Annotated in this window: 12 protein-coding genes; 4 read left to right on the top strand and 8 right to left on the bottom strand. The window is 48.1% G+C overall.

All coding sequences use genetic code 11. The features are described from left to right. Window positions 1-92: 92 nt before the first annotated feature. The 3 genes from ACFYU8_RS24655 to ACFYU8_RS24665 all read right to left on the bottom strand — a co-directional run bounded on the left by ACFYU8_RS24655 (window position 93) and on the right by ACFYU8_RS24665 (window position 3,426). A complete protein-coding gene (locus ACFYU8_RS24655; RefSeq protein WP_390304765.1) occupies window positions 93-719 on the bottom strand; it encodes a class I SAM-dependent methyltransferase in 627 nt (208 codons plus the stop codon). A 130-nt stretch (window positions 720-849) separates the two neighbouring features. Continuing rightward, entirely contained in the window at window positions 850-2,262 is a 1,413-nt protein-coding gene (locus ACFYU8_RS24660) for a YfcC family protein (RefSeq protein ID WP_390304767.1), read from the bottom strand. A 30-nt stretch (window positions 2,263-2,292) separates the two neighbouring features. After that, complete coding sequence (locus tag ACFYU8_RS24665) at window positions 2,293-3,426, bottom strand: M20 peptidase aminoacylase family protein (RefSeq protein ID WP_390304769.1); 1,134 nt, start codon at window positions 3,424-3,426, stop codon at window positions 2,293-2,295. A 218-nt stretch (window positions 3,427-3,644) separates the two neighbouring features. On the opposite strand from ACFYU8_RS24665, the gene ACFYU8_RS24670 reads away from it, so the two are divergent. Continuing rightward, complete coding sequence (locus ACFYU8_RS24670; protein WP_390304771.1) at window positions 3,645-5,741, top strand: sigma-54 interaction domain-containing protein; 2,097 nt, start codon at window positions 3,645-3,647, stop codon at window positions 5,739-5,741. Window positions 5,742-6,179: 438 nt separating this feature from the next. On the opposite strand, the gene ACFYU8_RS24675 is transcribed toward ACFYU8_RS24670, so the two are convergent. The 3 genes from ACFYU8_RS24675 to ACFYU8_RS24685 all read right to left on the bottom strand — a co-directional run bounded on the left by ACFYU8_RS24675 (window position 6,180) and on the right by ACFYU8_RS24685 (window position 8,728). Then, window positions 6,180-6,674, bottom strand: a complete 495-nt coding sequence (locus tag ACFYU8_RS24675) for a GNAT family N-acetyltransferase (RefSeq protein ID WP_390304773.1) — start codon at window positions 6,672-6,674, stop codon at window positions 6,180-6,182. A 117-nt stretch (window positions 6,675-6,791) separates the two neighbouring features. Next, window positions 6,792-7,661 carry an AraC family transcriptional regulator gene (locus ACFYU8_RS24680; protein WP_390304775.1) on the bottom strand — a complete coding sequence of 290 codons (870 nt, stop codon included), beginning with the start codon at window positions 7,659-7,661 and terminating at the stop codon, window positions 6,792-6,794. 83 nt (window positions 7,662-7,744) lie between these two features. Continuing rightward, window positions 7,745-8,728 (bottom strand): LacI family DNA-binding transcriptional regulator, encoded by a 984-nt coding sequence (locus tag ACFYU8_RS24685; protein ID WP_390304777.1) that lies wholly within the window; start codon window positions 8,726-8,728, stop codon window positions 7,745-7,747. A 121-nt stretch (window positions 8,729-8,849) separates the two neighbouring features. On the opposite strand from ACFYU8_RS24685, the gene ACFYU8_RS24690 reads away from it, so the two are divergent. The 3 genes from ACFYU8_RS24690 to ACFYU8_RS24700 all read left to right on the top strand — a co-directional run bounded on the left by ACFYU8_RS24690 (window position 8,850) and on the right by ACFYU8_RS24700 (window position 11,035). Continuing rightward, complete coding sequence (locus ACFYU8_RS24690; protein WP_390304780.1) at window positions 8,850-9,479, top strand: YczE/YyaS/YitT family protein; 630 nt, start codon at window positions 8,850-8,852, stop codon at window positions 9,477-9,479. 13 nt (window positions 9,480-9,492) lie between these two features. Then, window positions 9,493-10,218, top strand: coding sequence for a hypothetical protein (locus ACFYU8_RS24695; protein WP_390304782.1), 726 nt, complete (start codon window positions 9,493-9,495; stop codon window positions 10,216-10,218). 130 nt (window positions 10,219-10,348) lie between these two features. Beyond that, on the top strand, window positions 10,349-11,035 hold the full coding sequence (locus tag ACFYU8_RS24700; protein WP_390305025.1) for a class I SAM-dependent methyltransferase: 687 nt from the start codon (window positions 10,349-10,351) through the stop codon (window positions 11,033-11,035). An 88-nt stretch (window positions 11,036-11,123) separates the two neighbouring features. Here the strand turns inward: ACFYU8_RS24700 and ACFYU8_RS24705 are convergent, their stop codons facing one another. Both ACFYU8_RS24705 and ACFYU8_RS24710 read right to left on the bottom strand, forming a co-directional pair. Continuing rightward, the gene (locus ACFYU8_RS24705; protein WP_390304784.1) at window positions 11,124-12,527 is read right to left on the bottom strand and encodes a M20 family metallopeptidase; all 1,404 of its coding nucleotides are present in this window, start codon (window positions 12,525-12,527) and stop codon (window positions 11,124-11,126) included. A 60-nt stretch (window positions 12,528-12,587) separates the two neighbouring features. After that, window positions 12,588-13,847 (bottom strand): amidohydrolase, encoded by a 1,260-nt coding sequence (locus ACFYU8_RS24710; protein ID WP_390305028.1) that lies wholly within the window; start codon window positions 13,845-13,847, stop codon window positions 12,588-12,590. Window positions 13,848-14,069 lie beyond the last annotated feature (222 nt).

Genomic DNA, 14,069 nt, shown 5'->3' on the forward strand with positions numbered 1-14,069 from the left:
CATCCCTCTGTGTATTCTTGATTACTTTGATTAAAACACAAATGACCCGCAAGGGGTCACTTTTTAAAAGTGTCCACCATACGGGTCACAGATCATGTAGCCGTTGGGGGATTTTTTTCGAGAATCAAAAAACTTGCAGAGGACATATCCGGATATTTCTGCCCAATCTTTTGTGTAATGGAGAAATCGTTGTACTTTTTCAAGTAGTGCAAGATGTCTCGGTCTTTGATCATATCGACGATTTGAGGCTCTGTTCCATTCGTTACCTTCGTGTAGAGAATGACATGTTTTTTTGCGCAAGAGAAGATATCATCTAATGTTTTTTCGAAGTCGCCATCTTCGGTAATGTGATACAGCACATCCAAGCAAACAACTAGATCACTTTTCAAGTATCCTTGATTGTAAAAGGATTTCGGATGGTATAAAAGAAAGCTTTTCGACGGGTCCTTCCCAAACATTCTGGCACACATCTGTACGGAAGTCAGCGAAATGTCCAACCCCAAGTAATCTGCATATTTCATAAAGAGAAGTTGATTGCCATCTCCGCAGCCAAATTCAATGACGCTTTTCACTTGCTGCTCCTTGATGTATGCATTGATCACTTCTGCTTTAAAAAGAGCCAGCACGCCATAGGAACCAAGTCCAGAATTCCCACCCGAAGCGTAATTATCCTCCCAGTATTTCCGATAATCAAAAGCGGATTGATTTTCCGTACTCATGGTGAGCTTCCCCACTTTCTGCCTTCGAAAATGATGTGTCGTTGCACAGTTTATGCGCAAGAAGGATTTTCATGAAAAAAAGCTCCGCCAAGTCATGTTGGCGAAGCCTTCCTTGTCATCGAGTGGCGGATTAATACGGGCCCCAGTTAATCAAGACCCCGATCACGATAAACACGATAGAGAGAGCTGTCCATACTGCTGTGAGCGGAAGCATGAACTTCAGCCACTTACCGTAGGAAATGCCACTCATCGCCAAAATACTCATCAGAACACCCGAGGTCGGGTTAATGCAGTTGACCACACCTTCGCCGAGCATCAGAGCCTCTACTGCCACTTGGCGCGTAATGCCCATCAGGTCAGCCAATGGAGCCAACAACGGCATCAGCATAACGGCTTCACCTGAACCGGACGAAATCAAGAAGTGCAGCCCGGCGCTTCCGAGGAACATCCCAATCGCCCCTGCCATCGGTGAGAGCGGCTCCAGAATGGTAGCAAGCCCGTACACGATGGTATCGAGGAACTTCCCGTCTTCCAAAATGACCGTGATCGCACGTGCCATACCAACAATCAAAGCCCCATAAATTAGTCCCTGACAGCCTTTTAAGAACGTTTTGGCAATATCGTTGCCACTCATCTTGTTGAGCAAGCCTACTCCGATCGCAATAAAAATAAAGATTCCGGACATCTCGTTTACGTCCCATTTGAACAAGATCGTACAGACGATAAAACCAATCAGAACGATCCCCGTAAACGCCAAGATCAATTTGTGACGGGTTGTAAAATCAACATTTCTCGTGTCTACTTCCACTGTGTTTGAACCACTATCAGAAGGAAAGAGCTCGTCCCCCAAGATACTCTTGTTTTGACGAACCTTCCGCGCATAACGCCCGATGTACAGAATGGTTACGATCACAAACGTAACGTAGATGATGGTGCGGTAACCGATACCTGAAAACAGCGGCAGCTCCGCAATTTGTTGGGACAAGCCCAGCGTTCCTGGAAATGCAATTGTCGTATTGAATCCGGCATACACACCCAGATAAATCAGAGCCACTCCGAGGATCGCATCCATTTTCATCGCTCTCGCAATCATGATGCCAAGCGGAACGAAAGCAATGACGGAGTTGACGATGACACCCAACGTACCCAATACGGAAAAGACGGAAGTGATCAAAATAACCAGCAGCCACTCTCGATTTCCTAATTTTCGGACCATAGTTAGAATCGCTGCGTTAAGTGCACCTGTCTTATCCAAAACAGCTAAAGCACCGCCTGTGAACAAAACGAGGAAGATGATCGGAGCGCCTTTGACCATCCCTGTCTGGATCGCGGTAAAAAACTCGATAAAGCCCGTAGGATTCGGCTCCACCGCATGATAGCTGCCCGGGACAACCGTCGTCACATTGCCGTTTTTTACACGGTCAAATTCTCCTGTCGGGACCACATAGGTAGCCAACGCACATAGAAGTAAGATGCAAAACAAAAGGACGTAGGCGTCTAGCCGAAATAAGCTTTTCTTTTTTAGTTGCTTGCTCTCTGTCATAAGGTAACCCCCTGCGTGTGTAGCGCTTCTCTAAGAATGTTGGGCAGCTTCATAAATCGCAGCTGTCATAATTTTCGCCCCATAGATCAAGGCATCCGTCTGAAAAGTCATCTGTGGATGATGCAGAACAGGTGTGAGACCACATCCCAGTCCAATCATCGTGGTGGCTAGCTCAGGGCGATGAATCGCGTAAAAGTGGAAGTCCTCTCCGCCTGGCGTCACACATATATCGGCAATTTTGTCCTCACCCAACACTTGCCCAATTGCCTTTTTCGCTACTTGGATCATGTTCGTATTGGCAACCGCAGCCGGTGTGACTCCTGACCATTCCCACTCCACATCCATGCCCATCAAAGCACCTGCCTGACTCATGGCATGCTCGGTTTTTCTCCGCAATTCTGCCATGCCTTCATTGGACTGGGCACGTACATCGAGGCTAAAGGTCGCTCGATCAGGGATGACGTTCACCGTTTCTCCCCCTGCTTGCAATTGGGTCATCTTCACGGAAAAAGAGCATCCGTCTTCCAAGCGAATATTTTGCAACGCAATAACCAAAAACGAAGCGGCTTCGATGACGTTTTTACCGAGCGCCGGACGGGCTCCGTGTGCTTGCAGCCCTGTAATCGTCCCTCTGATGGAGCTAGACGATCCATGCAAAATCGCCGGAGCTGCGCTACCATACGGCACTTCCATTTCCGGGCGCAGATGAACGCCGATCAGCTTTGTCACGCCTTCCAGTGCGCCATCCTTCATCATCTGCAAGGCTCCGCCCATCTTCTCCTCAGCAGGCTGAAAAAGAAAGCGCATCGTTTTCGGCGGCACAACTCCGCTTGCTTGAATAGCCAAGGCGCTGTAGAGAGCCAGTGTCGAGTGAGCATCGTGCCCGCATGAATGATTCGGTCTCACCACGCCGTCCACTTCCTGCACGAGTGCATCCATATCCGCACGCAACGCTACGATTTCAGCGCTCTCTCCAGGAATCTCTGCATAAAAGCCGTGGTGCCCCTCGAAGTGTGTGACGGCAATACCAGCCGCCTCCAAGCGTTCCCGCAAATACCTCGCAGTTTTCTCCTCGTACCAGCTCGGTTCCGCTAATTGATGCAACTCTTTGTATGTTCGCACTATTTCGTCGTGATGCTCGTCCATGTATAAGAACGGATTCATCCGATTCATCATCCTCCCTGGTGTCTATCTCTAGTATCTCGTTTTGCTCTACCAGATGTATAGCAAGAATTGTGCCAAAACTGTATTATTATAAAAGTTAAGCATTTCTGAACAATTTCAGTTTTTTAGGTTATAATATAGGTTGTTTTTAACGGATCATCCATCCAATATATTCACCTAATGCAAAGCCTAACAGACAGAGATAAAGGAGTCGCATCATGAAGAACCAGAAACCATGCATCCTGTTGATGACCCGGCTGGAGACGATCAGCTTGCTGTTCGCAAACACGCTTACATCTTTTTTCGGCAACCGCTTGGACATCATTCGAAACCACATGCAAGAACGGCTTCACCCGAGTGTGTACGATAAAGTTGATCTCATCCTCGTTTCTGATACCAGTCTCTTGCACGATCAGCCCGCTCCACCGTCAGACATCCCCGTGCTGCTGGCAAGGCGCACGATTGACATTAACAAATTGGATCAGCTCATGGACTTGCCGCCAGAAACGCGCTGTCTATTTGTTTCCAACTCCATCGAAATGGTAGAAGGCGCGATTGAGCTATTGTTTCATCTCGGATTCTCTCATCTTACATTTGTGCCGTACGTTCCCGATACCGAAACCCCGCTTCCTGAAAAAGATCAAATAGATGTCGCTGTCTGTCATGGACTCAGGGAGTTGATTCCTGCTCATTTTGAAAACATCATTGAGCTGGGGCACCGCCCTCTGGATTTGACTACGATCTTTGATATTTCGCGCCTGCTTGATCTGTCTCCAGATAAGGCAAACCTGTACACGGCTGATTTCATCAGTGATTTCGTCCATATCGGGCGCAAGCTGACCAACTCGGTACACAATGAACGGAAGCTGAATGAAAAATTGAGCTCCATTTTAAATGCCGTCCATGAAGGCATCATTGGGACAGATGCCACAGGGAAGATCACTGCGCTGAACAAAGAAGCCGAGAAAATTTTACATATGACTGAAACAACTTGCATTGGGCGAAATGTAGCAGAGGTCATTCCCGAATTTCTTATTCTGGAAGTAGTAGAGTCACACACCGAAGTAACGAAGCAAGTATTGGAATTCCGCGATTTGTACCTCTTGGTTACCAAGATTCCCGCGTTCTTGGATGACCAATTTCTCGGCGCGGTCATTACCTTTCAAGACGTGACGAAGGTACAGCAGATCGAACAGGAAATACGGACGAAGAGTGCCAATCTCGGACTGATGACCAAGTATTCGTTTGACAATATCATCGGCAAAAGCCCGTCCATTCAGGCCAACAAGCGAGTGGCGACCAAGCTAGCCGAAAGCGACTTTACAATTCTCATCACAGGGGAAAACGGAACTGGGAAGGAAGTTTTTGCCCAAGCCATCCATCAACACTCGACGCGCCGTGACGGTCTGTTCGTCCCCGTCAATTTTGCAGGGCTGACCGAGAGCTTGGTAGAGAGCGAATTGTTCGGGTACGAGGAAGGTTCTTTTACAGGAGCACGAAAAGGTGGAAAGATGGGGCTATTCGAGCTGGCTCACAACGGGACCATTTTTCTGGACGAGATTGGGGATGCCCCACTTAGCATCCAAGCGTCACTGCTTCGCGTTCTCCAGGAAAAACAGGTCATGCGCGTAGGGGGCTATCGCGTCATTCCGGTCAATGTCCGCGTCATCGCCGCTACGAATTGCAACCTGATGGAAATGGTCAAAAAAGGGACGTTTCGCGAGGATTTGTACTACAGACTGAACGTCCTGCCGCTGCACATCCAGCCACTGCGTGATCGTCCAGATGATATTTTGGTGCTGATTGATTATTTTTTGCAGAAAAAAAAGCAGCGTTTGTCCTTCTCACGAGAAGTGACGGAACAGCTACTCCGTTACGATTGGCCAGGCAATATTCGCGAGTTGGAAAATTTCATTCACTATGCAGTCGTCATCGCAGAGGGGAATCAGGTGGAATTGGCTCATTTGCCAGAGCGCTTTTTTGCGGGGCACATCTCTACTCCTCCACTTCTCTCTCACCAGGATGATATGTTGGAAGATACAATCCGGTATTTGTCTAGGCAGGGCTCCTTGGGAGATTACGCAGCGAGCCTGCAAGTACTGTCTGATTGCTACAAGCGTCAGGAGCGTATTGGACGCAGTGCCCTGCTTGCGAGGATGGAGAGTCCTACATTGACCGAGGCTCAAATCAGGCACAAGCTGACGGTGCTGGACCGCGCTGGATGCGTCTCGATTGGGGTTAAGAAGCAAGGGACGCAGATTACTGCGTTTGGGCAGCAGGTGTTGGCTGCTTTGCTTATTAAAGATAAGGGATAATTATGGTTGTCTTCCAACAGATGTGGAGCCCGAAGCCCTGTCACATGTTTTCCAGTCGCCTATATCCTCTCTTCGTTCGGGCGGTCTCCTTCCAAACATGTGGCAGGACTTCTTTACAGCAATTTTTTATTCATTTTTTAAAATCGTCTTGTAAGTCAGTGCAAAGCAGCTTACTTGCTACAACTTCTTGAATTACTCGCAAGGTGTTGACCAAAGCCACGTAGGAAGAAGTGCATTTCCAGTCCAAGCGCCTCTGGAGCCCTTCCCAGCGTAGAAATGAATAGCGAGGAATTTCGGAGCGACCAGTCAATCCCCCTTGTGGGGCGTAAGCCGAAGCGTAGACTGGAAATGCACTTCTTCCCTCCACTACAGCATCGGTATCAGCCTATGAAAAAAAGCGGCAGGTTCTAGCTCCTCCGCTTTTGTACGTTATTCCACCTAGGTAGTTACGATGGACGATTGTATTTTTTCTGGTTGAATCATAGGCAAAATAGGCAGCTCCATCAAATTTCGATGCTTGCCCGGCCCGTAGTAATCCTGCTCCGCGTGAGCCAGACGGAAGCCATAGGCAGACAAGGCGCGAATGGAGGATGCGTTTGTTTCACTCACCGTGACCTGCACGGTACGAAGCGTCGGAAATTGGCGCAGGGCTTGCAGTCTGGCTTCGATTAGCCGCTTGCCGATGCCTTGACCTTGAAACTCCTTGCTCACATTGCTGAACAAAAGCCAGCCCGTCGTCTGATACATATCAATTCCTGCACAACTAAAACCGATGAGCTGGCCGTTATAGGTCGCCTTGAAAATCAGCTCAGGAAACAGCTCCATATACTTTTTCAGCTCATGCAAGTTCATTCGATCGGGTAATGTCATATCCGCCAACGTGATCATTTCCGCAAAATCATCTCTTACGACACGCTCAATCTGCAATTCCACCCTACCCGCCTCCTGTACAATCGCTCTTACATTTACACTGTAGCAAACGGGTATAAAGCTGGAATGGATGTCGTGTGAAAGTACTGTAAAATTCATTGCGTCCGGCTGAACAAACGTCTATAGAAGCGGAATGTAGATAGATATTTTCATCGCCTCAGGAAAGCTCGAACCCCTCACGTCTGTCACTTCAAAATCCGGTCCCTCGCCTCTCTCATAATTCGATTGAGGCAACCATGTTCCGTAAATGTAGCGACGTGTGTTTTGCACAAGGTCGGCATCACCCGTCACTTTGAATTCAGCGTATTTTCCGCCAGGCAAGACGAGTGAAATAAAGCCTTCTGGCAATTCATCAGGAGCACGATGCACAGCCTCCCCGATCACAAAAGAAAAGCTCCCGTCTTCTTCAAATTCGCAGGCGATTCCGTACGACATATCTTCTGCCGCTTTATTCGGAATCCGCAAATAGTCTTGATTACGACCGAATTCATAATAAAAACCTGGAATGTCTTTAAATTGCTGCTCATCCTGTAAACTCGTGCGGAACCTGCGCCCAATGATACAAATGTCATCCAATGTCGTGATGGTTGGTTTGTTCATCGTGATCTCTCCTTTGAGGGTTTGGCGAAGGGCCAAGAAGTCCATTTTAGCGAGATAGGGTAGCGAATGATTTTCCCTACGATACCTTCCTGGTGTGATGCCGAACTGCTTCTCAAAAGCGCGTGTTAATGCTTCCTGCGACTGGTACTGATAGGCCACAGCTATTTCGAGTACATTGTCACTTGTCTGTTTTAGTGCAAGAGCAGCTTCCGACAATCTGCGCTTGCGAATGTACTCCTGTACGCTGAAGCCTGAGATTGCCTGAAACAGCCGCTGAAAATGAAACGCAGAGAAATGCGCTTGAGAAGCAATATCTGTGATGTTCATTTCTTCCTGAAGATGCTCTTCCACATAATCAATCGCGTCCTGAATCCGCTTGTACGTGTCCATCTTTGACTTCCTTCACCTATTTTTTCTCTAGTATGCGGGAGATCACTGGCGTTTTTTTGATCAACTGTGCTATCTTTCAAGCTTTACGTCGTCAGTCGCTCTACCAATACGGGCGACAGTTCCTTCTCTTCCTTTTTCCCATCCAGTTGCTGTGTCCAAATCCGCTCATGCAGCATCTCAAATGCGTATTTTCCCATTAACGTACTGGAGCTGGACACGGTGGTGATCTCTAGCAGTTCTCCGATCGGCTGATCATCGCAACCGATTACGGCTAAGTCTTCCGGTACGCTAAGCCCCAATCTGCTCGCTTCTTTAATGATCCCTGCCGCTATGTGATTGCACGATACGATCATTGCTGTAGGCCGCTCTTCTGTTTGCAGCAGTTTCCCCATGACATTCTTCCCGTCTTGGATCGTTAAGCACTCTTCAAATGACCACTCAGGCGAGGGGGTCACGTCAATCGAATGCAGCTTTTCGTAATAGGCACGTTTGCGATGCTGACTGTTAAAGCTGTTTTTTCTGCCGATGCAATACCCGATCCGCCGATGCCCCTTCTTAATCAGATACTCCATCCCGATCAGAAACGTTTGATAGTGGTCGATATGAACACTCGAAACAGAGGTAGTATCATTTGCTTCACAAGTGAGGATCGGCCCATATCCTGCGTAGTCATTGAGCGTTTCGCAAGAGCTGGATCTGGAGCACATGATTAGTCCGTCGATTTTTTTATTTTTGAGCAAGTGTAAAACGCTGCGTTCTTGCTCAGCGTTGTTATTCGTTTGGCACACCATCAGCTTGTAATGATGTCGGGCTGCTTCTGCTGCAATCCCTTCGATAATCGAGCTGTAATATTGGTTGTTGACGAGAGGCAATGTCACACCGATTACCATCGTTTTTCCGGTAGAGAGGTGAACCGCATTACTGTTTTGAACATAATTTTGTTCTTCAATAATCTTGAGAATCTCCGCGCGTTTTTTCTCGTTCACGTACGGATGGTTGTTAAGCACACGGGAAACGGTTGAAACGGATACACCTGCCAATTTCGCGATTTCTCTTATGTTAGCCACTCAGATTACTCCTCTAAGTCGGATCAGTAATTATTACATACATCAAAACACATTCCGCTTGCTCTGAAAAGCGTTCCACACATTATGCTCTCCTTATGTAGAATGAAAGGAGTCGTGTTTTGTGATTCGCTTAAAATTTGAATATCTCTTGTTTATCGTAGGCTTATTGATTTTGGCGCTCGGGATCAACATGATGACGACCATTACATCCTTTGGTCTTAGCCCGTATGATTCTCTATTTATTGCCCTGTATCAAAACTTCGGGATATCGATCGGCTTCTGGATGTTTGCCATTAACCTGACCTTTGTCATTATTGTCCTCTTCATGGATCGCAGTTACATTACAGTCGGTGCCATTTTGGTCATGATGCTGATCTCTATTTTCGTCGATTTGATTGGGTCCATCGATGCGCTCATGGCTGCTATCCGTTCATTGCCGCCGCTTCTAACCATGGCACTCGGAAACATTTGCATCGGAAGCGGTATCGGGCTGTATGTGTGTACGCAAGTGTGCACGGCTCCCCAAGAGGCATTTGTACTCGTCATGTCGAAAAGATTAAAGTGGACATTCAGACGGACAGAAATTTTGCTGGCGTGCATGTTTCTTAGCGCAAGCTTCCTGTTAGATGGCCCGATTTATTATGGAACGGTTGTGCTGTCGTTTACGACTGGCTACATTATTCAAGCAGCAATCAACGTCGGGAATAAGATGCTTCGTCTCGCAAATCAAACGAAGGAGGCGAAGGCATAAAAGGAGGAAAGCCTTGAGAATTTTTCGACCGAAAGTTGTGTGTTCCCTTGTAGTGAGCCTGTTACTATTGCTTGTCGGTTGCTCCTCTTCCACTGGCCTCGTCAAAGCTAGCGGAGATGTTTTTGCCCAGAGCGAAATTCACAGACTGACCCAAGATCCTGAAAACGTAATCCATTACCAGCCGATGAGTATTCAGGAAATGACACCGCTATTGCCTTCGTCTTTCCAAAGCAGAATCAAGCCAGTGGATAAAACGAAGCTGCCTTTTCCTGTCGAAAAAGAGATGGCCTATCTCGTCTCATTCTCCTCAGGCTCCGAAAAAGTAATGCGACACCAGCTGCAGCTGACATATTCGCAGGAAAACGGAGTTCATATCACGGAAAACTTCTTCATTGTGCGTATGACAGAGACAGATGAAAACCCTTTGGCCCACGTGAAGCCATCTGCTTCTGGACTGGATTCGTTCGGGAACGTCATGCACGTTGAGCCATTGTCGGACAATATCACTTTCTATCATCATATCATCACGACGAACAGCTCTTATGTTTATAACTTTTACAAGTACGATGATAAAAATCAGGCTGTAAATCTGATCGTCACAAACGCCCATGAGATGGAGTTTTATGATCAAGGAATCTTGTATCATCTCGCGTACCACAACGGAAGCAATCAACTGGACCCTACCCTTCATGATCAGATGGTAGCGCTGGCGAAGGATTTAATTTCTGTCCGTTCCTAAACGAAAAGGAAGGATTCCCCTTGTAGCTCATAAGACTGCGAGGCGGAATCCTTTTTCTTTCTCTTGACCTTCACGTGGCGTGAAGCTTTACGATATTTTCCAGTACGATCAAGGAACTGGAGGGTGAATGATGCCAAACCACGAACAAATTTATAAAAATCAATCGGAACAGTACGATCTGATGATTTCCAGACAACCGAGTCTACTCGCTGTCATCGAAGAAATTACCCCCATCAAAGGACTGGACGTAATCGATCTAGGAGCTGGCTCAGGAAGACTCACCTCTGTGCTCGCCCCTCATGCCAAATCCATTTTGGCTCTCGATGCTTCCGCTGCCATGCTAGAAGTGAATGCACAACAGCTGACGCAATCTGGCCTTACCAATTGGAAAACCAGCGTTGCGGATCATCGCGAAATACCCGCAGACGATCATAGTGCGGATGTCATCGTAGCGGGATGGACGGTTTGTTACCTCACCAGTTCTGCAGTTCCCAACAACGAGCATAATCTTGAAAAAATCATTCTGGAGATGAAACGCGTGCTTCGTCCTGGTGGAACGATCGTCATCATGGAGACGATGGGAACTGGATATGAAACACCTCACCCACCTGAATTTCTTACCCAGTACTATTCTTTGTTGGAAAACAAATACGGCTTCTCTCACAAATGGATTCGCTTGGACTACCGATTTGTAGACTGGGAAGAAGCAGAACGGCAAGCAAGATTTTTCTTTGGGGATGAACTTGCGGACAGAGTCGCCCTGGAGAAGCTGGTGACTTTGCCGGAATGTGCGGGGGTATGGTGGCTGACGGTATGATTGCAATGAGGCGAAGCCCTTGCTCTTGAACAAAAAAGACGACCCCTGATCGTTCAGAAGTCGTCCACGTGTTATTTCCGCGTGTCTCTTATTTTTTCACAGAAGGCAGGACACCCTCTGGAATCGGGCACACGTACGTTTGATCGCCCAGTCGCTGTTTCAGCTCGGCTTTTGCCTGTTCGATCAGCTCTGGGTTTTTCAACATGTCAATGGCTGTAGAAGCCATGACTTTCCCCGCATGCAGCATCCCTTTATGTGCCATCGATGTTGCCCCGAGAGACACCCATTGCCAGGAATGCAGCGTGGAGCCGTTAATATAGCAAGCAGTCGTGCATTGCGCGGTTGGCGTAATCCAGCTCACATCCCCCACATCGGTGGAGCCATTCAGTGGAATTTTGGATCCGTCGAATGGATTGAGCCAAGTAACCATGTCTGGAGCAGGCATGTCTGGTGACTGTTTTTCCGAGGTAGCGAGTTCCTGCTTGGACAGTGTCGCACGCATTGCTTTTGCCAATTTCAGTTCCGCTTCATCATGCACAGGGACGCCCAGCTCCTGGAAGTTTTTGTACATGACCTCTTCGAGCAGCTTGTTCTGTACCAGGTTCGAGCACGCTTTGTCGAATACGATCTCTACCTCGGTTTCGGTCATGAGCGCAGCGCCTTGCGCAATTTTGCATACGCGCTCGTAAATCTCCTGCACTTGATCCACCTTTGGCGCACGTACGAGATAGAGCACCTCTGCTTTTGGCTGCACCACATTTGGCGACAAGCCGCCGGAGTTCGTGATGGCGTAATGCACACGTGCTTCCGGGATGATGTGCTCACGCAAGTAGTTCACACCGACGTTCATCAATTCCACCGCATCCAATGCACTTCGACCGAGATGAGGGCTTGCTGCCGCGTGGGCGCTCTTTCCCTTGAACTTGAAGTAGATTTGATAGTTTGCGAGGGAATCGATGGACATGATGCTGTTGTAGCCCATTGGGTGCCAGCAAAGTGCGAAGTCCACGTCGTCAAACAATCCCGCTCTCGCCATGAACGCTTTCCCGGAGCCGCCTTCTTCCCCTGGGCAGCCGTAGTAACGAACAGTCCCCGTCATGTTGTTCTCTTCCATGTACTCTTTCACTGCAACAGCTGCCGCAAGAGAAGCGGTACCGAGCAGGTTGTGTCCGCAGCCATGGCCGTTTGCCCCCGCTACGAGAGACTCTTCTGTGGTGTGGCCTTTTTTCTGGCTCATGCCCGACAGAGCGTCGAACTCACCCAGAATCGCCACGATAGGATTACCGCTGCCAAAACTTCCGATGAAGGCCGTTTTGATCCCGCCTACGCCGTGTTCTACCTGGAAGCCTTCTCCTTCGAGTGTTTGAGCCAGCAACTCAGCAGATTGGTGCTCTTCAAAACGCGTCTCCGCGAAATCCCAAATCCGGTCGCTCACCTTGATGAAGGCATCTCGTTTCTTCTCAATCATTTCTGCAATTCGCTTGGTATGCATTCGCAAACATCCTCTCTGCCCTTGTTGTCCACGTGCTTTTTCGCTCAGTTAGGAACGTTTTTACGTCAGCAATCGTCTTGCAATTCGGTTCAAAAGCGCTACGCTGCGTGGCAAAATCTCTTCTTGTATATCGAATTTCGGATGGTGGTGAGGCGCCGGGATATCCGTACCAATTGCCATGTACGTTCCTTTTCCGCCACGATCCTGAACGCGTTTAATCATAAAGCTGGCATCTTCACTGCCCATCGAGTTGTAGTCGCCATGTTTAAAGGAATGGAAGCCTTCTACTTGCTTGGCTTCTTCCAATGCCAGTTCTGCCATCTCCACATCGTAGTTGATCGGAATGGCTCCCCCGACGACTTCGATTTTGTAGTCGAGCTCATGCATAGCGGCACTGTGGGCGATAATGTTGCGCACGCGATTTTCCAATTCAGCATTCACTTCTTCGGTAATAGAACGAGTCTCCACGACCAATTTGGCATAGGCCGGAATGATGTTCGCTGCTGTTCCGCCTTCTAGCACACCCACATTGATTCTCGTATCACCAGTGCTGAAGCGCGGAATCGCGTGAATGTTCAACAGGGCGGTAGCCGCTCCGAGTAATGCATTTTTCCCCTGCTCTGGCGACGCACCAGCATGAGAAGAAACACCGTAGAAATGCGCCATCATTTTCGTGGTCGCCAAAAATCCATAAGCACCACCGTGTACCTCACCGAGTGGCACATTGACACCCAAATGGTTGCAGAAAATATAGTCAACATCGTCCAAGTGACCTTTTTCCACGATCGCGTATCCACCGCGAACACCTTCTTCGGCTGGTTGGAAGATCAGTTTGAGCGTACCGGAAAAATCTCCTGCTGCAAGCGCTTCTGCCAATCCCAAGCCAATCGTGGTATGACCGTCGTGAGCGCAGGCATGCATGTTGCCTTCATAATGGGAGCGGAAGCCATTCGCTTGTGGAAAATGGTCTTGCTCTGTACTTTCCAATACAGGCAGTGCATCCATGTCAAAACGAAAAGCAACCGTTGGTCCAGGTGCCTTCCCTTTCTTCACACCGATCACTGCTGTATAGCCACCACGCATTTTTTCAACGATCGCCGGGTTTGCACCATCGCGCAACGCTCTTTCATACGCTGCCTCGAGTACCGTCTCGGAAGGCAGGCCCCGACGGGAATCTCCATCTATTGCTTCTTGTCCGTAAATGACTTCATAGCCGAGGGACGTCAAAATCTCTACTACCTTGGAAGCGGTACGGAACTCCGTAAAACCCACTTCTGGATGTCTATGAAAATCTCTTCGCAACGAAACCAGATCCAACATCATTCAATTCCTCCTGTTAACTCTGGAGCATGACTTTTTCCATGCCCAGGTCCGATAGGCAAGCTCTAGAAATATGAGAAAGCTGGCAAATGTAAACCCTTACAATATACGAATATTAAAAGACATTTTCGCTTAATTGAATTATATAGTTGCCTCTCTGTTTTTTCAATAGAAGTTGTTAGACTTCTTGAAAAACAGAAAAACTTTGTCCCACTGTTGTGG

It is taken from the genome of Brevibacillus sp. NPDC003359 (assembly GCF_042878995.1).
Lineage (GTDB): Bacteria > Bacillota > Bacilli > Brevibacillales > Brevibacillaceae > Brevibacillus.